Here is a 25212-nt window from a genome sequence, read left to right on the forward strand (position 1 = left end):
ACCATGCGACTGATCCAATTTGAAACCGCCACCGGCGAGCGCCATGTCGGCGTGGTGGAAGGTGACTACGTCTTGCGCGTGTGTGGCATCGACACCACCCGCGAGCTGGCCCTGCAGGCCATCGCCGCTGGCCTGACCCTGGCCGATCACGTGCAGGTAGTGGGCCTGGGCGAGCGTCACGATTATCAAACGCTGTTGGCCGAGGGCCGGGTGCTACCGCCGCTGGATCACCCCGACCCGGCCCATTGCCTGGTGACCGGCACTGGCCTGACCCATCTGGGTAGCGCCGCCACGCGCGACAAGATGCATCAACAACAGGCCCAGGACGCCGTGACCGACAGCATGCGCATGTTCCAGTGGGGCATGGAAGGCGGCCGGCCACCAGCAGGGCAGGTGGGTGCACAACCGGAATGGTTCTACAAGGGCGATGGCGCCATCGTTGTGCGCCCTGGGGCAGACCTGCCGCTGCCGGCGTTTGCCGAGGATGCAGGCGAGGAGCCGGAGTTGGTCGGCCTGTACCTGATCGGCCCTGATGGCACGCCGTACCGCTTGGGCTACGCGCTGGGCAACGAGTTCTCCGACCATGTGATGGAGCGGCGTAACTACCTTTATCTGGCCCACTCGAAGCTGCGCGCCTGCAGTTTCGGACCGGAGCTGCGGCTCGGTGCGCTGCCAGGGCACCTGGAGGGCACCAGCCGCATCCTGCGTGATGGCCAACCGGTATGGAGCCAACCCTTCCTGTCGGGTGAGCAGAACATGTGCCATAGCTTCGAGAACCTGGAGTTCCATCACTTCAAATACGACCAGTTCCTGCGACCTGGCGATATTCATGTGCACTACTTCGGCACTGCGACGCTGTCGTTCGCCGACGGCATCCAGGCGCAGCCTGGCGATACCTTCGAAATCAGCCTGCCAGCCTTCGGCGAGCCGCTGCGCAACGGCATTGCGCCAGCGGCGAAGCAGGTGCAGCCAGGGAGCGTGAAAAGCCTCTAAGCCCACCTCTGGCCGTCAGGGCACGTGCCCCGTGCCCTGGGAAGCGGTCAGGTGCGGCAACTTCAATCTCTTAGTTCAGGAGTCCATCATGACTGGAAGCAATTTCATTGGCGGCCAACGCAGCGCCGCTGGCAGTGTGCGCCTGCAAAGCCTCGATGCCTGCACGGGGGAGGCCCTGCCGGTCACCTTCAGCCAGGCAACCCCCGAGGAAGTGGACGCCGCAGCCCAGGCCGCCGAAGCCGCCTTCCCCGCATACAGTGCCCTGGCACCTGAGCGCCGCGCGCAGTTTCTAGACGCTATCGCCGATCAGCTCGATGCATTGGACGATACCTTCATCGCCACCGTCTGCCGAGAAACTGCCCTGCCAGCGGGGCGCATCCAGGGGGAGCGTGCCCGCACCAGCAACCAGATGCGCCAATTTGCCAAGGTGCTGCGGCGCGGCGACTTCCTGGGCGCCCGCATCGATCGCGCGCAACCCCAGCGCCAGCCGCTGCCACGGCCTGACCTGCGTCAATATCGCACCGGCCTGGGCCCGGTGGCGGTGTTCGGCGCCAGCAATTTCCCCTTGGCCTTCTCCACGGCCGGTGGCGACACCGCCGCTGCGCTGGCGGCAGGGTGCCCGGTGGTGATCAAGGCGCACAGCGGGCACATGGCTACGGCCGAGCAGGTGGGTGAAGCCATCGAACGGGCCGCTGTAGCGACCGGCATGCCTGCTGGCGTGTTCAACATGATCTACGGCGCGGGGGTAGGTGAAGCCTTGGTGCGGCATCCGATGATTCAAGCCGTGGGCTTTACGGGCTCGCTCAAAGGTGGACGGGCCCTGTGCGACATGGCGGCCGCTCGCGCGCAGCCGATTCCGGTGTTTGCCGAAATGAGCAGCATCAACCCGGTGCTGGTGCTGCCAGGTGCGCTGCAAGCGCGAGGCCCGCAGATCGCCCGGGAGCTGGCCAATTCGGTGGTGATGGGGTGTGGTCAGTTTTGCACCAACCCGGGGCTGGTCATCGGTATCGCTGGCGAAGCCTTCAGCGACTTCCTGGCGCAGTTAGGCGCGCACCTGGCTGACCAGCCTGGCCAGACCATGCTCAATGCCGGTACCCTGCGCAGCTATTGCGCCGGCGTGCAGCGCCTGCACCAGCACCCAGGGATACGCCACCTGGCCGGGTCCACACAGGGGGGCAACCAAGCCCAGCCCCAGCTGTTCATGGCGCAGGCGAGCCTCTTGTTGCAGGGCGATGAAGTCCTTCAGGAAGAAGTGTTCGGGCCTACCACGGTCGCCATCGAAGTGGCTGACGAAGCCGAACTGCGCCGGGCCCTCGAAGCGTTGCAGGGGCAGCTGACGGCCACGCTGATCGCTGAGCCTGAAGACTTCCGGCGCTTCGCCGCGCTGGTACCGGTGTTGCAACGCAAGGCCGGGCGCTTGCTGGTCAATGGCTACCCCACTGGCGTCGAAGTGTGCGAGGCGATGGTGCACGGCGGGCCGTACCCCGCCACATCCGATGCGCGCGGTACATCCGTCGGGACCCTGGCGATCGACCGTTTCCTGCGCCCAGTCTGCTTCCAGGACTACCCCGACGCGCTACTGCCCGACGCCCTCAAAGACGCCAACCCGCTGGGCCTGCTGCGCCTGATCGACGGCCAGCATAGCCGCGAGGCGCTTGTATGAAGGCTTGACGGTTCTGGCACCGGAGCACGTGCCGCCTGGTGAAGGTCAGGCGGCTATCAGCGGTGGAAGTCCCAAGTAGTCACTGAAGACTGCTGAGTGTCAGGCAGTGAATGAGGCTCTTGACCGATTTGGGGATCTATTGAGCGTCCAGGCCTGCCTTGAGGCTTTGACAAAGCGCAGTATCTGGATGGCTAGATCCACAGATCGTTAGGCGCCGTGCGCTCACCGCCCTCATGGCCAGTGTTGAGGACGCCACACGGCTCGATCATCAGCAGCTTGGCCTCGCCCTCGGCTGCCGTGCGATGCTGTACACCCCGGGGTACCACGAACAACTCGCCGGGCGCTACATGGACGCTGCGTTGCGGCAGATCGATGCGCAGCGTGCCTTCGAGCACCAGAAAGGCTTCATCGGTTTCCGGGTGCGCATGCCAGATGAATTCCCCCTCGATGCGCACGACCTTGAACTGATAGTCGTTCATCTGTGCAACTACCCTGGGGCTCCACTGACTGTCGATCATCGACGCCTTCTGGTTCAGGTTCACAGGGTGCGGCTGGATGTGCTGATTGGATTCGAACATGGTGGTTACTCCTGGTTGGAGCACGCAGCCTATTGCAGCTCGGTGTCTGCAGGCTTGTACGATCCTGCACGTTGCTGGCCTGGCCGCAGGCGTTCAAGCCAGCGTAGCGGCGGCACCCCATAACTGCGGGTGAAGTGTCGGGTCATGTGGCTCTGATCATGAAAGCCTGCCGCCAGGGCTGCGTCGACCAGCGTGAAGCCATCGAGCAAAAGCCGTCGCACATTGTCCAGCCGCCGGAGGGTGACGAAGCGATAGGGGCTGGTGCCGTACAAGGCCCGGAAGTCCCGGGACAAGCTCCATTGCTCACGGCCGCTGGCGCGTTCGAGCATCTCCAGGGTAATGCCCAGGTGAAGGTGCTCCAGAATGAACGCCTTGGCGCGCTCGGCGGACCGGTAGTCCAGGCGCTTGCGCCCGCGTGGTTTGCCCGCGACAGCGCGCAACGCCATGGCCAGGTCGTAGACAGCGTCTTGCTCCTCCAGCCTTTCCAGAGGGTGGTCCACTGCCTGAACGAACGTTTCGCTGGCATGAAAAAGGCGCGGGTCACTGGAGAGCCCACCGGGCACGAACGGTAGCGGCTGGCCGCCCAATGCGGCCTGAATCAGCGCAGGGTCGATGTAGGCCATGCGGTAACGGAAACCCGTCTCGGTGCCGGCCATGCCGTCGTGCAACTCATCGGGGTGCAGCACCAGCGTGTTGCCCGGCATGCCGTGGCGCAACGCGCCTTTGTAATGAAAACTCTGAACCCCGGCCAAGGTACGGCCGATGGAGTAGGTGTCGTGCCGATGGGGATCATAGCCATGGCTACCGAACCACGCCTCGATCCGCTCGATGGCGCCAGGCTGCGTGCTGCGGATGACCCAGTCGGAAACCGGGGGCATGCTGGGCGAACGTTTCATGGCACAGGCCCCGGCGGTTCACGGAAAGGAAAGACAACGCGCTATCATAGGCCCCATTCCTCCTCACCAGAACCCACCATGAACCGTCAGAAGAAAATCAAGCAACTGCTCAAGGCGCACGCCAAGAAGGCCAGCGCCAAGCTGGCGCCGCGCAGCACCAAACCCAAGTACATCAGCAAGGCCGATCGCGAGAAGCTGGCGCTGCAAACGGCCGCAGACGGCGCAGTGCAACCCGAACCTCAGGCCTGAGCCTCAGGCTTCTGACGGGGTTTGTTCCTGCTTGTAGATCTTGAAGCCGCGCGCTTGGTAATTGCCCAGCGCGGCAGGGTGATCCAGGGTGCAGGTATGCACCCATACACGCTGCGTACCGGGCCACGCCCAGGCACAACGCACCGCCTGGCTCAACAGCGGGCCGCCAAAGCCTGCGCCCAGAAACTGCGGGGCCAAGCCGAAGTAACGGATTTCGGCGTTACGCCCGTCAGGGCGATACAGCTCGTAATACCCGGCGATGGCGCCCCGGTGGTAAGCCACCCAGGTGCGGTGAGCTTCCTGCTCAACCTGCGCCTGCCACTGCGCCTCGCTCCACGCGTCCAGGTCACCCCAGGACCAGGGCGTGCCGACCAACGCGTAGAGAAAGCGGTTGAAGGCCGGTTGTGGCACCTCGCATTCGACGATGTGCAAATCCGGGCGCTGGGGTTTTTCTACCAGTTGCTCTGGCGAGGTCATTTCTAGGTAGTACGTGGTGCAGGGGGATTGCATCGTCATCTCGCGTCGTCCGTTGAACAGCTTGCCAGCATGCCTGTGGCGTAACGCCTTTGCCACCTACGCATAGAGCCACGACGGGCATGGTGCGTTGGCAAGCCTTTGACTGTAGTTGGTGCCACCGCTGGTTTTATATGGAACGCCGCCGAAAGCTTCCGATTGAACGTTTCAGCGCGCAGGTACGTCGGTATTTCTAGTCTTTTGCTATGGAGGTTTCCATGAAATATCGCGCACTCGGCAACACCGGCTTGCTGGTTTCGGAGCTGGTCATTGGCACCGTGCCTTTTGGCGGGCGAGGCTCGTTCGAGAAGACCGGCAGCGTCGATGTGGACCTGGCCAAGCGCATGTTCGCAGCTGCGTTCGACGCCGGGGTCAACCTGGTCGATACCGCCGACCTGTATTCACATGGGCTGGCTGAGGAAATTGTCGGCAAGGCCCTGGGCGAGCGTCGCCACTCGATCATCCTGGCCAGCAAGGCGCGCAGCCCGATGAGCGACAATCCCAATGACAGCGGCGCCTCGCGCTACCATCTGATTCGCGCGTGCGAGGCCAGCTTGAAGCGCCTGGGCACCGACCATATCGACCTGTACCAGATCCACAACTGGGACGGCATCACGCCAGTGGAGGAGACCCTGGCAGCACTGGATCACCTGGTGCAAAGCGGCAAGATCCGTTACTTCGGCACGTCCAACTACACCGCCTGGCAAATGATGAAAACCTTGGGCAGCGCGCAATTGAACGGCTGGCAACAGCCCGTTTCCCAGCAGATCTACTACACGCCTGAATCGCGCGAGGCCGAGTACGAGTTGCTGCCGATGGCGATTGACCAGGGCTTTGCCACGCTGGTCTGGGGGCCGTTGGGTGAAGGGCTGTTGACTGGCAAGGTCCGTCGTGGCCAGCAGACGCCCAAGGGCACTCGTCAGGGTAACGACTGGCCGGAACCCTATGTGCATGATCGTGAGCGCGCCTACGACATCATCGAGACCTTGATAGCGGTCGGCGAACGCCACGGTTGCTCGCCTTCACGCGTCTGCCTGGCCTGGCTCAAGGATCGCCCGGGCATTACCAGCGTGATTACCGCTGGCCGCACCCTCGATCAGCTGCAAGACAATTTGCAGGCGGCAGACCTGGTGTTGACGCAAGAGGACCTGAAGCAGATCGAACAGGCCACCCGCATCGCGCCGCAGTATCCCTACTGGCACCGCATTGCCGCCGGCATGGACCGCATCGATCCGGCTGAAGCGCCGTTCATCGAGCTGTACCGAGAGACCATGAAGTAAAACCTGCGCCGCCTGATACCAGGTCGTCTTGCCCGCCTGGCGAGACGATCTTGGTGGTGGTGTGAATTATTTCCTGTCTCGCCGGTCAAGTAATGAGTTCCCAACCTAGACCGAGGTGCTCATGCACGCCTTCACTGTTCGCTACTCGCTCAATGGCAATTCGACCGACCACACCTTCGAGTTGGACCAGCGTGGCCTGGCCCTGCACGAAGCGGCGTTGCACCTGATCGTGCTGCATTTCGGCGACGGCGAGAACAGCCTGGTGATGCCCGCAGCCGATGCCACGCCCGATGAAATTCTGGCGCAAGCCCAGGTGCTGGGGTTGACGGATATCGTGGTGGTCTAGGTTGCTCACTGGTGGGCGCTAGGTGGCACTGTCTTGCGCCGCCTTCGCGAGCTAGCGAGTCTCGCGTAGGAGCGGTCTTGTACCGCGATGGGCTGCGCAGCAGCCCCAGGATTTCAGCTCCGCAACTGAGATTGCCGGGGCCGCTGCGCGGCCCATCGCGGTACAAGACCGCTCCTACCCGGACATCGGCTAGCCTTCAGAGGCGGTATTAGGCAGCCGCTTACACTCCTCACCACATCCTTCTCAAGGCTTGCCGTTGCGACGACGAGGCCGTCTTCCATAGCCACCCATACAACCCGCCTGCCCAGCAATGCAACCACCGCTTGGGGTGTGAAGGAACGCGCCACGCGCGCCAGTGTGGCGGCGTCATAGTCTGCTGCGTTGCTGTGGCGCAGGGCAGCCAGGATCACCCGGCTGATGCCTTCTGCGTCCAGGACGGTCGCCGCTCTGATCACACTTGCCATCATCCTTGTCTCCCTCGATTGCGACAGACGGGCTTTAACCCGATCGAACGCCTGCGCCCCCACTGTCCTCGAACGCATGTAGGCCTCTTCCATTCTTTCGAGGTACGCGGCAATGAACAGAGACCCCATGGCACAGGACGGCGCTGACGACGATATGCCCGTCTCACCGGACCCGTCGGTAAACCCCGATAACCCGACCATACCCGATCCTGACGATGATCCGCTCATGAACGAAGAGGAGGGTGGTGACTGGGAGGATACCGAGCAGCCCCCCATGGATGAGAATACGCCCCGAGAATAACAGGCGTTGTTCAGTTTTCAGCCATTCCTCGCCGCCTTGGCGAAGGTGCCGGCGGCAACAGCTCTGACCAGACTCATGCTATTTCAGCGCCTCAATCAGGAGAATGCGTATGCCAATCGATAATAATGGTCCTGCAGCACCCTACCCAGGCCCGGCGCAGAACAGCCCGGACACTAGTGAGGGTCATGGTTCAGGCCTTGAGCAGACCCCTTCCGAGCCCAAGCAAGGCGCCGGCAAGGCAGGCGGCGAGCGTCCGGAGGACTGGAATCCACCCCCAGGGAACCCAGGCTCCGACCAGGACAGTCAAGTACCACGTGACAATGGAACCGCACGCACCCATGAAGACCCTGGCGCAGGGGATGCAGCGCTTGAGGAAGACATGAAGGACGTGCAAGCCAACAACTCTGTTTCGCAAGAACATCCGTGACACTGGCTTGAACCCGAGGCGCTGGGGCTGTCCACAGCGCCTTTGGGCAACGCTAGCGGCGGCGCAGCAAGCCTGCCAGCACTACCGTCAACACAACCGCCGTGACCATGGCCAGCACGATGGTCGGCATGACCCCCAGAGCCCTCATCAGACCCGACAACATCAGGTAGAACGCCAGCACACCCACTGCGCCAATGGCATTGCCGCGCACCATGGCCGCCATACCCGCGCGCCCATTCTGAACATGGGCAAATACCATCAAAGGCCACGCGATGACCGGGATTGGCGCGAGCATGCCGCTCGTCTGGGGCCCAAGCCAGGCGGCCAGGTGCGTAGTGATCATCAGCAACGCCGTTGCCGAGACCATGCGCAAGGGGATTTCCCAGTAACGATGCCGTACACGTGCCAGGGTCTCAGTCTTGGGTTCGCGTCCGCTGGCGATAATCAGCAGTACGATCAGCCCCAGCGCCACCCCTATCGACACGTACAAATGGCCCCAATGCGTAAGCACATAGGCGACCAAGCCGTAAAAGACGATCGCCAGGCCCGCAGCAGCCCCGATGGCGAGCCTGCGTGTGGCATACAGGTAGAACGCGTAGGTAGCGAGCACGGCTGCCAGCCCCCCGAGTGCACCAGGCACGGCGTTCAGGGCAAAGTCCGTCCCTTGCTCCAGGCTCAGGAAGGTCATCACCAGCCCCGAGGTAATGGGCATGCCCGCCAGCAGTCCCCCTAGCAGCCCGCCCCAGCGCCTGGAAGCGAGAGAAATGGCCCACATCAGCAAAGGGGTAATGGCAAGTTTCAGGTAGAACAAGGTCATCGCGGCGCGTTCCGGCTCTCAAGACAGTGCCGACTTTACCCTGTTGAATGCCCGGGTGCCCGCCACTGATGCCTACCAAGGGATGTTGCGACCGTCCCAGCCCCAGAAGCTACCCGTAACGTTCGGCCCGAGACGCCCGATCAGTTCCACGATGCACTGCGCGGCAAACGTCGTCTCGAACAGTTTGCCCTCAGGCACATTGCCCTGGAATGGCTTGGAGAGTTCCGTGTCCGTGGTGCCCGGGTGCAGGGCCAGAACAGTCGCATTCGGGTTCAGGCGCTTGAGTTCGATACTGGCTGTGTGCAGCAACTGATTGAGCGCCGACTTGCTGGCCCGGTAGCTGTACCAACCCCCCAGACGGTTGTCGCTGATAGAGCCCACGCGGGCGGACAGTGCAGCGAAGGTTGCAGGTTGCTTGCGCAGCAGAGGCAGCAGGTGCTTGAGCAGCAGAGTCGGGGCGAAGGCGTTGGTGGTGAAGCTCGCGTGCAAACTGGCAAGGTCCAACTGCGCCAGAGACTTTTCGGCCTTGGCGTTTTCCTGGTGCAGGATCCCCAAGGTACTGATGACAACGTGCAAGTGCGCACATCGCTCGCCGGCTTGCGCGGCCATGGCGGCCAGGCTGGCCTCCTCGCGCGCGTCGCAGTCCACTAGCAGTACACGATTCGGATGAGCGTCGGCCAGCGCCCTCAATGCCGGGTTCTGCGTGGCGTGGCGCGATACAGCGATCAGCTGATCGACGTCTTCGCGCCTCGCCAGCGCGTTGCACAGCGCGAGCCCGATTCCACGGCTGGCCCCGCAGATCAGTACGCAGGCTTTATCGTCCAATCCTGGTATGAGACTCATGACAAGCACACTCTGGCCATCGTTTCGGTAATGGGTAGACCGCCTCAGTCATCCGAATTTCCATCGACATGAGGTTCAGCCGTTGGTATCCGGTTCGCCACCCCAAACGGCACGTGCACCATCGGCAAATCGCCCGCAGGCGAGTGCAGGTGGCTGCGCTGGTCATCAAAGAAGACGTGGGGCTTGAGAATCGACAAGACGCGCGGTTTCTCCATGCCACCCAGAAAGAAACATTCGTCGGGCGATACGCCCCAATCTTTTAGAGTCGTCACCACCCGCTCATGGGAAGGTGCATTGCGCGCCGTCACGATGGCGATGCGCAGGATGCGCTTGTAGTGGGGGTCATCTTCGAGCTTGCGGTCTTCGAGGGTGCGAATCAGCGACAGTTTGCGGTACAGGTCGGCCAGGGGCCCGGGTGTATGGGGAACGCGCTGGTGTGCCTGCTCGTGGGCCTGGAACTCATCCAGGCTGTTGCCACGCTTGTAGACGCTTTCGGCTTCGTCGTCGGCGATCACGCCATCGAAGTCGAACGCCACGCGCAGCTCGGTATCGATTTCATCATCGTAGATGCGTGTCGGCAGAACACGGCCTGCGGGGTAATTGGCGTCGATGGCTTTCTGTACGTCCTCTTCGTTAGCGCTTAGAAACAGCGATGCGTTGAACGCTGGTATGTACTCGTACGGTGATCGACCCGACATGAACGCGGCGCGGGTGATGTCCAGGCCGTAGTGGTTGATCGAGCGAAATACCCGCAGGCCTGTTTCCGGCGAATTACGCGATAGCAACACCACCTCGACGGGCAGCTGCTCGGGGAATGCCTGGTTGATACGCAAAAAACGACGGATAAACGGAAACGCCACGCCTTTGGGGAAAGGCTCATCCAGGTTCTGTTCCTGGTGCCGTCGGTACGCTTCGACGCCGTCCTGGGTGTAGATGTCGTCCGAGACGGTCAGGTCGAACAGCGCACTGGAGGCAACGCCAATCACCAGTTTCTGTTCGATGGGGTAAGGCATGGGAGACTCCCTACGGCCCCGGCAGAGGCGCAAAGTCAGAGGGGAATATAGTCGTTACGCGAAACGACAGGTTTGTGCGGCCCTTCGACCAGGTGCACGTACAACCCGTCTACGCAGTCGATGGCCAGGCAGTCGTCCACGCTCAGCACGGCATCGGTATGCGGCTTGAGCCAGCCGGTTTGCATGTGTTGCTTGCCCAATGCCTTGGCATCGGACTTGTTGCGGGCGCTGACCAGCACGTAGCGGTGCGCTTCGCCGAACACGCCGCGTTCGTAGCCGCCCAGGTTGATGAAGTACAGGCGCAGCGCACCACGTTTTGCCGGGTGGGGGTGCAACTCCACCCGCATGCCATCCACGCCGTCGACTTCCAGCCAGGCATCGATGTGCAGCCCCTGCTGGCTGCCGAACCATGCGTCGCGCAGCTGCGGGTAGGCCTGTTGCAAGCTGGGTGCCTGGGCGAACACCATGTCGTGGACCTCGATCTTGGCCCCTGCGTGGCGTCCCCCCAGCATGACGATATAGAGCATCAGGTTTCCTTGTTGAACCGGTCATCGCAGGGCGTCATTTTGCAGCATCTGCAGGCGGCTTCAAGCGCAGTGCTTGGCGCCTGAGCACAAGACGGCTAGTGTGGGCGAACCTTTGACTGCGAGATAGCAAGATGCGCACTCCTTTTCTGTTCCTGGCGATGCTCTGTGCACCCCTGGTGCAAGCCGCCGAGCACTGGACCTTGAATGACCAGTTCGACCAGGCGTTCACGTTGGACGCCAAGACCCGCGTGGTCATGGTTGCGCGCAGCATGGCCACTGCACGGTTGGTCAACAATGCGGTCGAGCATACGCCAGAGGGCTATCTTGAAGCGCGGGGCGTAGTCTTTGTCGCGGACATCGAGAAGATGCCCAGCATGGTGGCAGCGGTGATGGTACCTGCCATGCGCTCGGCCAATTACCGGATCTTACTGGATCGGGACGGGGAGGTGGCCAAGGGCTACGGCGGGGACCGCGAATCGGTGCAATGGCTGGAGGTTCAAGACGGCAAAGTGATGGCCGAGCAGCGGTACAGTGATTTGCCCAGTTTGAGGCAGGCGTTGGTGAAAATGGCAGGGCGAGTGGCAGGGGGGTGACGCGGTGGCATGACTGGTTGTGCGCAACGCGCAAGTGTCTGGGTTCGGAGCGAGGGCATCCTTCTTGCCGCACCAGGGTATTACCGCATCACGCTGAGGGGTCAGCGGTGTGTTGCAAAGGACCGCGGAGCAACCCAGCATTCAACTTCGCAGCTCAAGTGTGACACCGCTCACCCAGACCTCGCACGGCCATTGTAGGCGCGGCCGCGCCGGTCCGGCGCCCCGGCGAGGCCGCTCCTACACCGGTATAGAGTAGCCTTCGAGGGATGTGCCTCAATTCATCACAGGGCATAGCTAAATGTTGATGCTCCAATCAGAGAAAGACTGAATTAAACACCAGCCTCCCAGACCCCCTCAACCCGCAACCATGGCAAACCCCACCCCAAACCGATTCCACGCATTGATGGTCGCGATAGCCAACGTGAGATTCACCACTTCGGCTGGCTCGAAGTGCTCAAGCAACGCCTCATAATCCCCCTGCGGGGCGCCACGATCGGCCAGCCGGGTCAGGCTCTCAACCCAGGCCAGCGCGGCTCGCTCACGCCCCGTGAAGTAGGTCGTCTCTCGCCAGACACACAACGTCTGCAGGCGCGCCTCGCGCTCGCCGGCCTTGCGCGCGTCGTTGGCATGCAGATTGACGCAGTACGCGCAGCCATTGATCTGCGACGCGCGTAAACGCACCAGTTCAAGCAGGTCATGCTCAAGGCCCGTGCGGGTCAACGCCTGCTCCAGGGCTACCATGGCCTTGTAGGCGTCAGGGGCTTGTTTCGACCAGTCGATGCGGTGTTGCATGGCGCTCTCCAGAAACGCTTTAGGGTGGCGTCACAATACCCTCGGGCACCGATACGTCCGATAGCCAATCCGCTCATCTTTGGGGAGGCCAATCCACCATTCGCATCCCCACTGACAGGCATCCAATCTCTTCATTTCTGCCACTGCCACCGACTCAGGATAATGACCCGTCCCATCCAAGGAGATCGAGCCATGCCAGAAGTCCGTTTCATGCGCGAGGCCCTCGAACTGGCACGCGCCAACATCGCAGCCGGAGGCCGGCCGTTCGGTGCCGTCCTGGTGTACCAAGGCCAGGTCGTGGCGCGCGGTGTCAATGAGATCCACCGCTCACAAGACCCGACCACCCATGCCGAGATGCAAGTCATCCGCCAGGCCAGCCAGGCGCTGGGGCGCGCCCGTCTTGACGGCGCCCAGGTGTATGCCAGCGGCCACCCATGCCCCATGTGCCTGGCGGCCATGCACCTGTGCGGTATCAGCCAGGCCTGGTTCGCCTATGACAATGACGAAGGCCAGCCTTACGGGCTGTCCACTGCTGACTTGTACGCGCAGATGACGCGTGCGCCCCAGCAGCAGTCATTGCCGCTGCGCGCCTTCAAGCCCGACGACGAAAGCGGACTGTACGCTCAGTGGCAACAGGCCAACGATCAATGACAGTAGTCTGGAGAGCGATGCTGGTCGTGCTGCTGGCCTTGAACCTGCGCCCCATCCTGACCAGCATCGGCCCTTTGCTCGAGCCAATGCGCATCAGTACCGGCCTGGGTTATCAGCAAGCGGCATTGCTGACGGCGCTGCCGGTGTTGTGCATGGGAGCGGTTCCATTACTGCACCCTTGGTCACGCCGATGGCTGAGCGAACATGCCGGCATGCTCGGTGGTTTGGCGGCCATCGCGCTGGCGTGCCTGTGGCGGTTGCAACTTCAAAGTGCCTGGGCACTGGTTGCCAGCGCCGTGCTCGCAGGCTTGGGCGTGGCGGTGGTGCAAGGCATGATGCCGGGGCTGGTCAATCGCTGGTTTCCGGGGCGGCTTGCTGGCGCAATGGGCCTGTACTCGGCTGCCTTGATGAGCGGCGGCGGGCTGGCTGCTGTGCTGGGCCCGCACCTGGCTGAGTATTCCGGGCAATGGCAAATGGGCCTGGGGGTCTGGGCCGCACCGGCGATGCTTGCCATGCTGGCATGGCTCATCCTGCGGCCACGCAACATACGGTCCCCAGTGTTCAAAGGAAACGGCGGGCACTGGTTTGGCCACCGACGGGCCTGGTTGCTGGCCGTGTACTTCGGTTTGATCAATGGAGGCTACACCAGCATGGTGGCCTGGCTGCCAGCGTTTTATCTGGAGCAGGGTGGCAGCGCACAGGGAGGCGCCGACCTGGTGGGGCTGATGACCCTATTCCAGGTACTGGGCGCATTGGGCCTGCCGCTGCTGCTCAGGCGCTGGGTGGATCGGCGCCCAGGCCTTGCGCTGGCGCTGTCGATTCAGCTGGTGGGGTTCATGGGGTTACTGATGGCACCCACCGCCGCACCAGGGCTTTGGGTAGCGTTGATCGGGTTCGGGCTGGGCGCCTGTTTCAGCCAAAGCCTGACCCTGACCCTCGAACATCTTCCTACGCCAGCCGAAGCCGGCGGCCTGGCGGGTTTCGTCCAGGGTATCGGCTTCATCATCACCGGCTGTGTGCCGTACATCGTCGGGTGGCTGCGTGCGCTCGACGGTGATTTTCAAAGCGCGTGGACCGTGCTCACGGCCAGCGTGTTGACGATGCTGCTGGTGACGATAGCCTTCAGCCCACAGAGCTACGCGAAGGCCTTAGCTCGACCCGTCCCGGTCGATAACGTCGATGCCCTCAGCTGATTCGCCGCAGGGTATCGCGCAGTCGGTCGAGTGCTGGGTCGATGTCGAGCATTTCAATGGCACCAAAGCCCATCAACAGCCCCGGACGCACTGGCGTTTCATTGAAGAACGGGGCGAGTGAGTAAATGCCCAGGTCGACCTTGCGTGCCTGTTCGACCAGGTGCTCCACGTCGAACCCCCTTTGCGCCAAGGCACTTAGATGAAACCCCGCCTCGGCGGGAATGGCCCTGAGCCAAGGGGCAAGGTCGTCGTCCAGACGCTGCAACACGCGATCGCGACGCGCGCTGTATACCTCATGGCAACGGCGGATGTGCCGGTTCAGATGCCCCTGTTCCACGAAGCGGGCCAGGGCCCACTGCAGCAGGGTCGGGCTGTGCCAGTCGCTCAATTGCTTGGCCACGCAACTGGCCTTGAGCACGGCTTCTGGCAAAACGGCATAACCCAGGCGCAACTCCGGGAGCAGGGTCTTGGAGAACGTGCCGACGTAAGCCACAAGGCCCTGGGTGTCCAGGCGTTGCAGCGCATCGGCCCTAGGCCCCAGATAGCGGAATTCGCAGTCGTAGTCGTCCTCGATGATCAGCGCACCCAACGCGGCTGCCCGGGCCAGCAGCGCTCGCCGGCGTGTCTCGCCCATCGGCATGCCCAATGGGAACTGGTGCGAAGGCGTGACATAGATCAGCCGCGTGCCCTCGGCAATCTGGTCAACGCGCAAACCTTCTTCATCCACCGGCACCCCCTGCAGCTGGGCGCCCAAGGCCAGGAACAGCTGCCGTGCCGGCGGATACCCCGGATCCTCCATGGCGACCTTGCAGCCAGGCTCCACCAGCACCCTGGCGATCAGGTCCAGGGCCTGCTGGGCGCCGTTGCACACAAGGATATCGTCAGCCGTGCAGTGCACGCCCCGGGCGTAGGCGATATGGTGGGCGATGACCTCGCGCAGTTCCGCAAGGCCCTGGGCTGGGAAATGCCGCTGTGGATGATGCTGGCTTCGCCGCACGGCGTAGTTCAGGCAGCTGCGCCACAGGTCGAACGGGAATAGCGCCTTGCTCGCCACACCGCCGATGAAGTCATAGCGCACTCCCGATTGCGCTTGACGTTGGCCCAGTACGGTGGCGCGGGATTGCCAGCGCCTGAGCGACGCATCGCCGGCAAGGGTCAAGGCGCTTGGCGGCGCGCTGCGCTTGGGTGCAAGCGTATTGATGAACGTACCCCGGCCGACTACCGCGCTCAGCAGGTTGTCCTGGGTGAGGCGCGCATAGGCGTCCGCGACGGTCTTGCGCGACACTCCCAATTGCTCGGCCAGCAGGCGGCTGGGCGGCAACTGGCTGCCAGCCGCCAGGTGACCGCATTCGATGCCCGCGCGCAACTGCGCGTAGAGCTGGGCAGCCAAGCCTTTGCGGCCCACCAGGCGAATATGCAGTTCCATGGAGCATTCCAAAGCAAGAGAGCGCTCAGGATAGCGGATTGCGTACGGCGAGGTGCCTGCTCACGCAGCAGCAAGACTGCTTACGCCCTGGCCATGCTCACCGTGATGTAGCCTTTGCCCGAGAGAATGATGCGGATGCGGGTTTCGTCGGCAGGGGCGCTACGGCAGCGCTTGATCTGAACCCCTTCCACGACGGCGGCCTTCATGTGATGGGTGATGGCCCGGCCCCGAGCATCGAAAAACGCTTCGCTGGCGAGCAGTTCGATTCGCTCGATCAATTGCCTGGATGGCTCGTCGGTGACGCAGAAGAACATGACGCCAGAGAGATGAGGGTCCTGGTCTGGGTTAGCCAGGTCATGGGTGAGCAGTTCGCGCAGGTGGCTGCGCAGTTCGGCAAGAAGGTGCGGGTTGGCGAGCATGCCAGCGTCCTGTGTGGGGGCGACTGCGTCGATCATGTTTTCTGCTCTGCCATGCGACAAGTAGGACGGTTCCTAGGTTGACTGGTGAAAAATCCCAATAAAGTAAATGGGCGACGATGAAGCTTACCAAGGACGAGATGCACAAGGCGGCAGGGGGTGCCTATCCCTCGATCGCCCCGGCGCGATCTTCTGCGTGCCTGAGCGCTTCTTCGACGATCTCTACCCAGTGCCGAACCGCGGTGCGCCCTGCGCCATTCAAATGTACCTGGCAGCCGATGTTGGCGGTGGCTATCTCGTCCGGTTGCCCGCGTTCCAGGGCGTCCAGCCGGTTGTCGCGCAGCTGCCTGGACAACCCTGGCTGGGTCAGCGAATAGGTGCCTGCCGAGCCACAGCACAGGTGGGCATCGGTGACCGGAGTCAGGGTAAACCCCAGCCGGATCAATAGCGCTTCCACAGCGCCACCCAGTTTCAAGGCATGTTGCAGAGTGCACGGACAGTGAAACGCCAGGCGCCGTCCGGCGGGCACCGCCAGCTGCTCGATGGGCGCCTCCCCCAGGACTTCCACCAGGTCACGGCACAGGCTGCTGACCCGCGCCGCCTTGGCTGCATAGGCCGGGTCGGCAGCCAACAGGTGAGCATACTCGCGCACGAACGCGGCGCAGCCGCTTGCTGGGATCACGATGGCCTCGATGCCGGCCTCAACGGCTGGCCACCAGGCATCGATGCGCCTCCGTGCGCGCTGCAAGCCTTGCGCCTGGGCATTGAGGTGGTAGTCCACTGCTCCACAGCAACCTTCGGCCGGTGCAGGGGTCACGCTGATACCGAGGCGATCAAGCATGCGCGCCGCCGCGGCGTTGGTCGCCGGTGACAATGCCGGTTGCACACACCCCTCGAGCATCAGGACACGCCGCGGATGGCGAACCGCCGGGCGCATCAGGCCAGCCGCCTTTTGCAAAGGCACCTTTTGCTGGGCCTGCGCCGGTAGCCAGGGGCGCAGGGCTTGGCCAGTTCGCAGCAGGGCCTTGAAAACGGCGGGGCGCACCATCGCAAAGCGCAGGCCGTGACGTAACAGGCGCTGGCCCAGTGGCCTTGGCACCTGCTGCTCCACGACGTCTCGGCCAATGTCCAGCAGGTCGTGGTAACGCACACCCGACGGGCAAGTGGTTTCGCAGCTGCGACACGACAGGCATCGGTCCAGGTGAGACTGAGTGCTGGTAGTGGCGGGCTGGCCTTCGAGCACCTGCTTGATCAGGTAGATGCGCCCGCGCGGGCCATCGAGCTCATCGCCAAGCAGCTGGTAGGTGGGGCAGGTCGCGGTGCAGAAGCCGCAATGTACGCACGCGCGCAGGATGCGTTCTGCCTCGTCGGCGCGCTCGAGTGTGCGTGCGCTGTCACTCAGGTTGGTCTGCATGGGCTGCCCTCAGAGGTCCGGGTACAGACGGCCAGGATTGAAGATGCGCTTGGGGTCCAGTTGGGCCTTGAGGCTCCGGTGGTAACGCATCAGCGGCTCCGACAAGGGCGGGTAGGGGGCCTGGCCTGGGGTGAGGCACAGCGCGTGGCCACCCGCCTGTTCGGCGATGCGGTGAATGGCATGGGCTGGGGCGTCTGTCCGCAGCCAGCGCTGGGCGCCTGCCCAGTCCAGCCATTGGCGTCCCGGCAGGTGCAGTTCACCTGTTGCGAGGGGTACCGACACACGCCACAAGGGCTCGCTGCCCTGGGTGAAGAATGCCAGGCGCTGCTCACGCAGTTGCGTCCAGAACTCGCCGTCCACGTACTCGCCCCCCAGGCGCTGGCGGGCCGACGCTACCGAACCCTCGCCACCTTCCAGGCGCACGAACAATGCTTGTCCATCGTGGCAGGCACCACTGAGCGGCAGTGGTTCCGAGCCCCAGCGCGTGAGCGCGGCCAAGGCCTGGCTGCGATCCATTCCAAGGCGCAGGCTTACGCAGTGCCGCGGCACGGGCAGGACCTTGAGCGACACCTCGGTCAGCACACCCAGGCAGCCGAAACTGCCTGCCAGCAACCGTGAAAGATCATACCCGGCCACGTTTTTCATCACTTGGCCGCCGAAGCGCAGCACGCTGCCCTGGCCTGTGATTACCTGTGTGCCCAGCACGAAGTCACGGACCGATCCTGACCAGGGCCGCCTGGGCCCGGACAAGCCAGCCGCCACCATGCCGCCCAAGGTGGCACCCGGGCCCAGGTGCGGTGGCTCGCACGCCAGCATCTGCCCCTTTTCCTGCAACGCCGCCTCGATGTCGCGCAACGGCGTACCGGCGCGAGCCGTCAACACCAGCTCCGTGGGGTCGTAACTGACGATGCCGCGATGGCCGCGTGTATCGAGCACTTGCCCGTTGACGGCATGGCCGATCATGGCCTTGCTGCCACTGCCCTGGATGCGCAAGGGCGTACCGGCATCCAGCGCCTGGCGAACCTGCTCGAGCAACGCCTGGCTTGCATCCTGGTCCGTGCCCATCAAAACCGCTCCAGCGCAGGGAAGGGCAACTGCCCGTGGTGCACGTGCAGCGCACCGAATTCGGCGCAGCGGTGCAGCGTGGGAATGTTCTTGCCAGGGTTGAGCGAGCCTTGCGGGTCGAATGCAGCCTTGACGGCGTGAAACACCCGCAGCTCGTCATGGGTGAACTGGGCGCACATCTGGTTGATCTTCTCCCGGCCGACCCCATGCTCCCCGGTGATGCTCCCACCAACGGCCACGCACAGCTCCAGGATTTTTCCACCCAGGGACTCGGCCCGCTCCAGCTCGCCAGGCTGGTTGGCGTCGAACAGGATCAGCGGGTGCATATTGCCGTCACCTGCATGGAACACATTGGCCACCCGCAGCCCATGCTCGCGCGCCATTTCACTAATCCGCACCAGCACGCGGGGTAGCTCACGCCGCGGAATCGTACCGTCCATGCAGTAGTAGTCCGGGGACAAGCGGCCGACGGCAGGGAAGGCATTCTTGCGTCCTGCCCAGAACCGTGCACGCTGCGCCTCGTCACACGCCAGCCGCACCTCGCTGGCACCGGCCTGGGTGAACAGTGTGGCCACCCGTTCGCAGTCTTCGTGCACATCGGCCTCGACCCCGTCGAGTTCACACAAGAGGATGGCGGCTGCCTCCACTGGGTATCCGGCATGGATGAAGTCCTCGGCCGCCCGAATGGCCAGGTTATCCATCATTTCCAGGCCCCCGGGAATGATGCCGGCGGCAATGATGTGGGCAACGGACCGCGCGGCGTCCTCGACCCGGTCGAAGCTGGCCAGCAGGACCCGTGCCACGGGTGGCTTGGGTAGCAGCCGCACGGTCACCTCGGTGACGATCCCCAGCATGCCTTCGGAGCCGGTGAACAGCGCTAGAAGGTCGAACCCAGGGCTGTCGAGCGCATCGCTACCCAGGGTCAGCCGTTCACCTTCCACGGTAAACACCTCCAGTTTGAGGATGTTATGAACGGTCAGGCCGTATTTCAGGCAATGCACGCCGCCTGCGTTTTCAGCGACATTGCCGCCGATGGTGCAGGCGATCTGCGATGAAGGGTCGGGGGCGTAGTACAACCCGTAAGGGGCGGCGGCCTGGGAAATGGCCAAGTTGCGCACGCCCGGCTGGACGCGAGCGAAGCGGCCTTGGGGGCTGACTTCGAGAATACGATTGAGCCGCGCCATCACCAGCAACACGCCTTTGGCCAAGGGCATGGCACCGCCAGACAGCCCGGTCCCGGCGCCGCGAGCCACGACCGGTACGGTGAGCCGGTGGCAAAGCTGCAGCACACTCTGCACCTGGTCTACGCGCTCGGGTAACACCACCAGCAGCGGCACCGTACGGTACGCCGCCAGACCGTCGCATTCATACGGCTTGAGGTCTTCATCGCGGTGCAGCACCTTAAGGTCAGGCAGCGCATCGCGCAGGCACTGAATCAAAAGCTCGCGATCAACCGTCGGCAGCGCGCCGTCGACGCGTTCGTCATACAGCATCGTCATCTCACCTGGATGCGTTGTTCTTATAGGGTCATGACGAGTGTAGCCCCAGTCTGGACTTAGGGCTTGCGGGGCGGGCTACGACCGGCGCTGGCCACAACGAGGGCCAACGCCGGCGGCAGTCATTGCTGGGCGACCAGAGGGTCGTCCTGGGAGAGGATGGCGCGAGCGAGTTCTTCATCGTTGACTTGCAGGCCGGGGTGGTCCTTGCGTGCTTGCTGCAAGGCAGCTTCCACGTAGGCACCACGAATGGCACCACCGCTGGCGACGAACGCAGACAGCTCGTCACGGGCAGGAATGATGCGTTTGTCATCCTTGAACGTCGAGTACAGCGAAGCCGAGACACCGGCCGAAGTGGCAATGTCGCGGCCGTCGACGCGGGCCATGGCAGCGCCGGCAGGCAATAGAAGCAGCAGTGCGGGTACGAGGGCAAGTTGGCGCATGTCGTGTTCTCCAATAGGTGAAGCCCAGGGGATTACCACTATTGGTGAGAGGCTACGCATGCAGGTGGAGTTCCCTCACCGAAGCGTTAGCCGATGGTCTGCTCAGGCGGGGCAGGGTTGGGCGGGTCAACGGGCCTGGCCAACATCGACGTCAGGCCCGGATTGACCGCATCGGCATCCGCGTGCTCTGCTCAGCGGCCTACCCCGACAGCCATAGAGGGCTGCACCATGTCCGAGTACACGCTGCATTGTTTCGCCGAATCCGGCAATGCCTACAAGGCTGCGCTGATGCTCGAACTGACCGGCCAGGACTGGCAGCCGGTGTTCGTGGACTTCTTCAATGGCCAGACCCGTGACCCGATGTGGCGCGACGAGGTGAACGAGCAGGGTGAGGTGCCGGTGCTGATGCATGGGGGCACCTGCTTGACCCAGTCGGCGTTGATCCTCGACTACTTGAGCGCACAAACAGGCCAGTTCGGCCCCCAGAGTGAAGAAGAGCGGCGTGAGATCTGGCGCTGGATGCTGTTCGACAACCACAAGTTCACCAGCTACTACGCGGCGCTGCGCTTTTTGTTGTGCCTGAAGAAGACGGGCGAAACCGAGGTGACGACGTTCCTGCGCGAGCGGGCCGCCGCGGCCTACCGCATCGTCGATGCGCACCTGGCCGGTACACCGTTCATGGTCGGCGCGCGGGTGACCATCGCCGACTTGTCGCTGGCCGGTTATGTGTTCATGCCCGAGGATACCGGCATGAACGTGCAGCAGTACACGCACATCGAAGCCTGGAAAGCGCGACTGCAGGCGTTGCCGGGGTGGCAGCACCCCTACGATCTGATGCCCCGCGTTGCGCCCTGAACGCAAGGCCTGACCGCCTGCGGGCTTTGCTTTCAGCCGTGGGCAGGTGACTTGCCCGCCGAGCTGCCGGCGTATTCGGGCTTTAGATGACCTTGTTCGTCCAGCAGGTAGGCATCCATGACCTCGCGCACTACCGGGCCTGCCACCCGCCCACCGGCTTCGCCGTTTTCGATCATCACCGCCACGACCACGCTGGGGTGCTCGGCCGGGGCGAACCCGACGAACAAGGCGTTGTCACGGTGTCGTTCCAGGGTCTTGTTGCGGTTGTAGCGTTCCCCTTGCTTGATGGCCACCACCTGGGCCGTACCGCTCTTGCCGGCAATGCGGTATTGCGCGCCAGCGGCGGCAGCGCGCGCGATGCCGCGCGGGTCGTGCATGACCATTTGCATACCCTGGCTCACCTGATCCCAGGCGCGTTTGTCGTGCAGCACGATATCGGGCATGGGGTTAGGATCGATGGGCGCATCGCCACCGACGGTCATCGCCAGGTGCGGGCGATGCCATACGCCTTTGCTGGCCAGCAGGCTGGTGGCTTGCGCCAGTTGCAATGGCGTGACCTGCATGTAGCCCTGACCAATACCCAGAATCAACGTTTCACCGGGGAACCAGGGCTGTCGGCGGGTCGCGCGCTTCCATTGGGCCGAAGGCATCAGCCCTGCCGCTTCTTCGAACATGTCCAGCGACACCTTCTGGCCAAGGCCGAATTCGGCCATGTAGTCGTGCAGGCGCTCGATACCCAGTTTGTGCGCCAGGTCGTAGAAGTAGGTGTCGTTGGAACGCATGATCGCGGTGTACATGTCTACCCAGCCATCACCGCTGCGGTTCCAGTTACGGTATTTGTGATCGTAGTTGGGCAACTCGTAGTAACCCGGGTCGAACACCCGGTTGCTCGGCGTGATCACGCCGCTGTCCAGCCCGGCAATGGCCACTTCGGGCTTGACCGTCGAACCTGGGGCATACAGCCCGCGCAGCACGCGGTTGAACAGGGGGCGGTCGATGGAGTCGCGCAGTTGTGCGTACTGCTTGAAGCTGATGCCCTTGACGAACAGGTTGGGATCGAACCCCGGGTTGCTGACCATCGCCAGCACATCGCCGTTGGCCGGGTCCAGCACCACCACCGAGCCTCGGCGCTCGCCCAGGGCCTTTTCCGCCGCCAGTTGCAGGTGGGCATCGAGGGTCAGCACGATGTCCTGGCCTGGCGTGGGGGCCTTGTGATTGAGCACACGCATCACCCGGCCCTGGGCGTTGGTCTCGACTTCCTCGTAGCCTACGTGGCCGTGCAACTGACTTTCATAGAAACGTTCGATGCCCGTCTTGCCGATCGACTGAGTCCCCCGGTACTCGGTGCTGTCCAGGGTCTTGGCCTCTTTTTCGTTGATGCGGCCTACGTAGCCGACCGAATGGGCGAAGTGCTCGCCCAGCGGGTATTCGCGAATGAATTGCGGCTCCACCTCAAGGCCCGGCAGCCGGAACTGGTTGACGGCAATCAAGGCAATCTGCTGTTCGTTCAAGCCCACCATCAAGGTGACCGGCTCGAAGGGTTTGCGCCCGCGTCGCAGGTCCTTGTCGAACTGCTTGCGGTCCTCGTCATCCAGCCCCAACACCTGGGTCAGGGTGTCGAGCACCTTGGCGCTGTCGCCGCCGGTCCGTTCACGGGTCATGGTCAGGTCGAAGCTGGGCTTGTTGTCGGCCAGCACAGTGCCATTGCGGTCGTAGATCAAGCCTCGCTCGGGTGCGATCGGCAGCACATGGACGCGATTGTTCTCTGACACAGCGCTTTGCTGGTCATGCTGGATGACTTGCAGCACATACAACCGACCAATCAGGATGGCGACCAGGCTGAAGACCAGCGCAGCGCAGGCCAGGAGCCGGCGGTTGACCAGGTGCTTTTCCTTTTCATGGTCCTTGAGGGGGATCGGTTGGGGCATGGGCTCTGTCTGTAGAAAGCTGGGCGGGCAGGCGTTGGTAACGGGCTGGTGCCGGGTGGGGCAGTGATGCTACGCAAGCTGCATGCCCGCCTCAAGGCGCCGCGCAGCGCGGTGAGGTGGGCCGCGCCCAGGCCGCCCGAGCCTGCGGGGCTCAAGCCTGCATGAAGATTTGTTCATCAGCCTGGCCGAGCATCGTCGTGCATGAGTGGGTAGGGCTTCAACGCGCTTGTCAGGCCCAGGCGGGTATACTCCGTGACTTTTTCATGACGGAAGGTGCTCATGCGTCAGGTCCTGCTCATCGTGGACGTGCAGTCCACATTCAGCCCGCCGGAATGGTTGGTCGACGGCCTGCGACTGCTGTCGGCCAACATACCTACCATCGCCTCGGTCGAGTTGCACAATGAGCGGGTGACACCTTTCGAGCGGCAATTGGGCTGGCACCCGGCTGCCCAGGATGAAAGCCTGATCGAAGCCGATCGGGTGTTCATCAAGCATGGTTACGGACCGGATAAAGAGATGATCGAGTACCTGCGCGGTCTCGGGGTGGAGCGTGTGCTGGTGAGCGGTTTGCAGACCGACACCTGTGTGCTGGCAGCCGGTTTCGCGCTGTTCGATGCCGGGTTGATGCCGACTCTGGTGACCGACATGACTGTCGGCTCCTCGCTGGATCGCACGGCGAAGATGGGCATCGCCTTGTGGGAGCATCATTTCCGCCAGGTCATCACGTCCGCCGAAGTGCTGGCTGAGCTGGCTCAGCCGGGCAATCCTTGAGGGGCCGGCCCGGCTGAGTGCCAGCGTTTCAGGCGACGTCCACCAGCACGATCTCGCTGTCTTCCAGGGCGGTGACCTGCAGCAGCGTTTCCTCGGCGATGGCCACGCCGTCCCGGGCATTGGCCTGCAGCCCATTGACCTCGATGCGGCCCTTGGCCGGGACGAGGTAGCCGCGACGCTTGGGGTCGAACCGGTATTCGGCGGTTTCTCCGGCGCGCAGCGTTGCGGCGACCAGGCGGGCATCGGTACGAATCGGCAGGCTGCCTTCATCGCCATCTCTGCCACTGGCCAGGGTCACGAAGCCTTCGCCGCGTTCACCCTTGGGAAACGGGCGTGTACCCCAGGACGGTGCATCACCAGTGCGCTCGGGCACGATCCAGATCTGGAAAATGCGCGCCTCGCTGTCCTCTTGGGTGTACTCACTGTGCGCGATGCCTGTGCCGGCGCTCATCACCTGCACGTCGCCAGCCTCGGTCCGGCCTTTATTGCCCAGATTGTCTTCATGGGTAATGGCCCCTTCGCGGACGTAGGTGATGATTTCCATGTCCCGGTGAGGGTGGGGTGGGAACCCGCTGCCAGCGGCAATGATGTCGTCGTTCCAGACTCGCAGGTTGCCCCAGTGCATGCGGGTTGGGTCGTAGTACTCGGCGAACGAGAAGTGATGATGCGCATCGAGCCAGCCGTGGTTGGCGGCGCCGAGGGTGTTGAATGGTCGTAGTTGAAGCATGATTGGACTCCTTCAAAAGGTGGAATAGGGCCATCATGCGCTTCTTAAACATCTAAAATAAGCGTAAATATCGGCTTTATTTTATCGAATAAATCGATAGCCTTTTGGCGCCACGGTCCTATGTTGCCGTTGCCGTTGCCGTTGCCGTTGCCGTTGCCGTTGCCGTTGCCGTTGCCGTTGCTTTTGCTTTTGCTTCTAAGCGCGCGGTAGTTCAGGCGCCGCAGATCGCGACTTCAGGAGGCCGAGCGCAGGGCTTGCGGAGGGAGGTGACAGGCATGGATGCCTGTCAAGCGCTGGGCCCCAGGATGGGGCCTGCAGCGCGGTCCTCCCGGGAGCAAGCCCGGAGCGAGGGAACCCCGGAGCGCAGCGTAGGGGCCGGATGATAGGAGCAGGCGGTTTTTGCTCACTTTTTGACAAGACAAAAAGTGAGCCGCCGTAAGGGCGGAAAGGTGACTGTGCGCCACCCTCGCCAATGAATATCTCATCGATAAAAGCGCCCCCGCATCCGCTTAAATTTCTCAATAAAATTTAG

General features: G+C 63.1%; 27 protein-coding genes and 1 pseudogene. 11 read left to right on the forward strand and 17 right to left on the reverse strand.

Annotation, left to right across the window (positions count from 1 at the left end; genetic code table 11):
* Window positions 1–3: 3 nt before the first annotated feature.
* Both araD1 and FS767_RS06110 read left to right on the forward strand, forming a co-directional pair.
* Window positions 4–993 carry an AraD1 family protein gene (gene araD1 / locus FS767_RS06105; RefSeq protein ID WP_144964574.1) on the forward strand — a complete coding sequence of 330 codons (990 nt, stop codon included), beginning with the start codon at window positions 4–6 and terminating at the stop codon, window positions 991–993.
* An 88-nt stretch (window positions 994–1081) separates the two neighbouring features.
* On the forward strand, window positions 1082–2656 hold the full coding sequence (locus FS767_RS06110) for an aldehyde dehydrogenase (NADP(+)) (RefSeq protein ID WP_144964575.1): 1575 nt from the start codon (window positions 1082–1084) through the stop codon (window positions 2654–2656).
* A gap of 191 nt (window positions 2657–2847) precedes the next feature.
* On the opposite strand, the gene FS767_RS06115 is transcribed toward FS767_RS06110, so the two are convergent.
* The gene (locus FS767_RS06115; RefSeq protein WP_100851613.1) at window positions 2848–3234 is read right to left on the reverse strand and encodes a cupin domain-containing protein; all 387 of its coding nucleotides are present in this window, start codon (window positions 3232–3234) and stop codon (window positions 2848–2850) included.
* Between the two features lie 29 nt (window positions 3235–3263).
* Window positions 3264–4130: an AraC family transcriptional regulator gene (locus FS767_RS06120; protein ID WP_144964576.1), complete on the reverse strand. Its 867-nt coding sequence runs from the start codon at window positions 4128–4130 to the stop codon at window positions 3264–3266.
* 78 nt (window positions 4131–4208) lie between these two features.
* Between FS767_RS06120 and FS767_RS06125 the strand changes: the two genes are divergently transcribed.
* Window positions 4209–4379: a DUF2986 domain-containing protein gene (locus tag FS767_RS06125; RefSeq protein ID WP_081322798.1), complete on the forward strand. Its 171-nt coding sequence runs from the start codon at window positions 4209–4211 to the stop codon at window positions 4377–4379.
* Between the two features lie 3 nt (window positions 4380–4382).
* Here the strand turns inward: FS767_RS06125 and FS767_RS06130 are convergent, their stop codons facing one another.
* Window positions 4383–4889: a GNAT family N-acetyltransferase gene (locus tag FS767_RS06130; RefSeq protein WP_058639928.1), complete on the reverse strand. Its 507-nt coding sequence runs from the start codon at window positions 4887–4889 to the stop codon at window positions 4383–4385.
* A gap of 221 nt (window positions 4890–5110) precedes the next feature.
* On the opposite strand from FS767_RS06130, the gene FS767_RS06135 reads away from it, so the two are divergent.
* Together FS767_RS06135 and FS767_RS06140 are read left to right on the forward strand one after the other, a co-directional pair.
* The gene (locus FS767_RS06135) at window positions 5111–6172 is read left to right on the forward strand and encodes an aldo/keto reductase (RefSeq protein ID WP_144964577.1); all 1062 of its coding nucleotides are present in this window, start codon (window positions 5111–5113) and stop codon (window positions 6170–6172) included.
* 121 nt (window positions 6173–6293) lie between these two features.
* Window positions 6294–6518 (forward strand): hypothetical protein, encoded by a 225-nt coding sequence (locus FS767_RS06140; RefSeq protein ID WP_144964578.1) that lies wholly within the window; start codon window positions 6294–6296, stop codon window positions 6516–6518.
* 221 nt (window positions 6519–6739) lie between these two features.
* Here FS767_RS06140 and FS767_RS23420 read toward each other — a convergent pair.
* Window positions 6740–6982 (reverse strand): annotated as a pseudogene (locus FS767_RS23420) (GNAT family acetyltransferase); the annotation flags it as partial.
* 410 nt (window positions 6983–7392) lie between these two features.
* Between FS767_RS23420 and FS767_RS06145 the strand changes: the two are divergent.
* Window positions 7393–7710, forward strand: coding sequence for a hypothetical protein (locus FS767_RS06145; RefSeq protein WP_144964579.1), 318 nt, complete (start codon window positions 7393–7395; stop codon window positions 7708–7710).
* Window positions 7711–7762: 52 nt separating this feature from the next.
* On the opposite strand, the gene FS767_RS06150 is transcribed toward FS767_RS06145, so the two are convergent.
* From FS767_RS06150 to FS767_RS06165, 4 genes are all read right to left on the reverse strand, one after another.
* On the reverse strand, window positions 7763–8527 hold the full coding sequence (locus tag FS767_RS06150) for a hypothetical protein (RefSeq protein WP_144964580.1): 765 nt from the start codon (window positions 8525–8527) through the stop codon (window positions 7763–7765).
* A gap of 72 nt (window positions 8528–8599) precedes the next feature.
* Window positions 8600–9370: an SDR family NAD(P)-dependent oxidoreductase gene (locus FS767_RS06155; protein WP_144964581.1), complete on the reverse strand. Its 771-nt coding sequence runs from the start codon at window positions 9368–9370 to the stop codon at window positions 8600–8602.
* Window positions 9371–9414: 44 nt separating this feature from the next.
* On the reverse strand, window positions 9415–10383 hold the full coding sequence (locus FS767_RS06160; protein WP_058639906.1) for a 5'-nucleotidase: 969 nt from the start codon (window positions 10381–10383) through the stop codon (window positions 9415–9417).
* A gap of 35 nt (window positions 10384–10418) precedes the next feature.
* Window positions 10419–10910: a DUF1543 domain-containing protein gene (locus tag FS767_RS06165; RefSeq protein ID WP_144964582.1), complete on the reverse strand. Its 492-nt coding sequence runs from the start codon at window positions 10908–10910 to the stop codon at window positions 10419–10421.
* 131 nt (window positions 10911–11041) lie between these two features.
* On the opposite strand from FS767_RS06165, the gene FS767_RS06170 reads away from it, so the two are divergent.
* Window positions 11042–11503, forward strand: coding sequence for a hypothetical protein (locus FS767_RS06170; protein WP_144964583.1), 462 nt, complete (start codon window positions 11042–11044; stop codon window positions 11501–11503).
* Between the two features lie 354 nt (window positions 11504–11857).
* On the opposite strand, the gene FS767_RS06175 is transcribed toward FS767_RS06170, so the two are convergent.
* Window positions 11858–12295: a carboxymuconolactone decarboxylase family protein gene (locus FS767_RS06175; RefSeq protein WP_144964584.1), complete on the reverse strand. Its 438-nt coding sequence runs from the start codon at window positions 12293–12295 to the stop codon at window positions 11858–11860.
* 192 nt (window positions 12296–12487) lie between these two features.
* Between FS767_RS06175 and FS767_RS06180 the strand changes: the two genes are divergently transcribed.
* Both FS767_RS06180 and FS767_RS06185 read left to right on the forward strand, forming a co-directional pair.
* Entirely contained in the window at window positions 12488–12946 is a 459-nt protein-coding gene (locus FS767_RS06180) for a nucleoside deaminase (protein WP_058603313.1), read from the forward strand.
* Complete coding sequence (locus FS767_RS06185) at window positions 12943–14139, forward strand: CynX/NimT family MFS transporter (RefSeq protein WP_144964585.1); 1197 nt, start codon at window positions 12943–12945, stop codon at window positions 14137–14139. The genes FS767_RS06180 and FS767_RS06185 overlap by 4 nt, the downstream gene beginning before the upstream one ends.
* Here FS767_RS06185 and FS767_RS06190 read toward each other — a convergent pair.
* From FS767_RS06190 to FS767_RS06215, 6 genes are all read right to left on the reverse strand, one after another.
* Window positions 14132–15565, reverse strand: a complete 1434-nt coding sequence (locus FS767_RS06190) for a PLP-dependent aminotransferase family protein (RefSeq protein WP_144964586.1) — start codon at window positions 15563–15565, stop codon at window positions 14132–14134. The two genes, FS767_RS06185 and FS767_RS06190, sit on opposite strands and share 8 nt — an antisense overlap.
* Before the next feature lie 80 nt (window positions 15566–15645).
* A complete protein-coding gene (locus FS767_RS06195; RefSeq protein WP_256674234.1) occupies window positions 15646–16020 on the reverse strand; it encodes a hypothetical protein in 375 nt (124 codons plus the stop codon).
* A 124-nt stretch (window positions 16021–16144) separates the two neighbouring features.
* Window positions 16145–17395 (reverse strand): glycolate oxidase subunit GlcF, encoded by a 1251-nt coding sequence (glcF, locus tag FS767_RS06200; protein WP_144964587.1) that lies wholly within the window; start codon window positions 17393–17395, stop codon window positions 16145–16147.
* 9 nt (window positions 17396–17404) lie between these two features.
* Window positions 17405–18460, reverse strand: a complete 1056-nt coding sequence (gene glcE / locus FS767_RS06205; protein WP_144964588.1) for a glycolate oxidase subunit GlcE — start codon at window positions 18458–18460, stop codon at window positions 17405–17407.
* Entirely contained in the window at window positions 18460–19959 is a 1500-nt protein-coding gene (glcD, locus tag FS767_RS06210; RefSeq protein WP_144964589.1) for a glycolate oxidase subunit GlcD, read from the reverse strand. Before glcD ends, glcE begins: the two co-directional genes overlap by 1 nt.
* A gap of 119 nt (window positions 19960–20078) precedes the next feature.
* A complete protein-coding gene (locus FS767_RS06215; protein WP_027915726.1) occupies window positions 20079–20399 on the reverse strand; it encodes a DUF2388 domain-containing protein in 321 nt (106 codons plus the stop codon).
* A gap of 228 nt (window positions 20400–20627) precedes the next feature.
* Between FS767_RS06215 and FS767_RS06220 the strand changes: the two genes are divergently transcribed.
* Complete coding sequence (locus FS767_RS06220; RefSeq protein ID WP_078478485.1) at window positions 20628–21254, forward strand: glutathione S-transferase family protein; 627 nt, start codon at window positions 20628–20630, stop codon at window positions 21252–21254.
* Between the two features lie 32 nt (window positions 21255–21286).
* Here FS767_RS06220 and mrdA read toward each other — a convergent pair whose 3' ends face one another.
* Window positions 21287–23182, reverse strand: a complete 1896-nt coding sequence (gene mrdA, locus FS767_RS06225) for a penicillin-binding protein 2 (protein ID WP_144964590.1) — start codon at window positions 23180–23182, stop codon at window positions 21287–21289.
* A 279-nt stretch (window positions 23183–23461) separates the two neighbouring features.
* Here mrdA and FS767_RS06230 point away from each other — a divergent pair, with 279 nt between their 5' ends.
* On the forward strand, window positions 23462–23953 hold the full coding sequence (locus tag FS767_RS06230; RefSeq protein WP_144964591.1) for an isochorismatase family protein: 492 nt from the start codon (window positions 23462–23464) through the stop codon (window positions 23951–23953).
* Between the two features lie 28 nt (window positions 23954–23981).
* On the opposite strand, the gene FS767_RS06235 is transcribed toward FS767_RS06230, so the two are convergent.
* Window positions 23982–24680, reverse strand: coding sequence for a pirin family protein (locus FS767_RS06235; RefSeq protein WP_144964592.1), 699 nt, complete (start codon window positions 24678–24680; stop codon window positions 23982–23984).
* Window positions 24681–25212: the final 532 nt, after the last annotated feature.

It is taken from the genome of Pseudomonas sp. DE0010 (assembly GCF_007680745.1).
Taxonomy (GTDB): domain Bacteria; phylum Pseudomonadota; class Gammaproteobacteria; order Pseudomonadales; family Pseudomonadaceae; genus Aquipseudomonas; species Aquipseudomonas parafulva_B.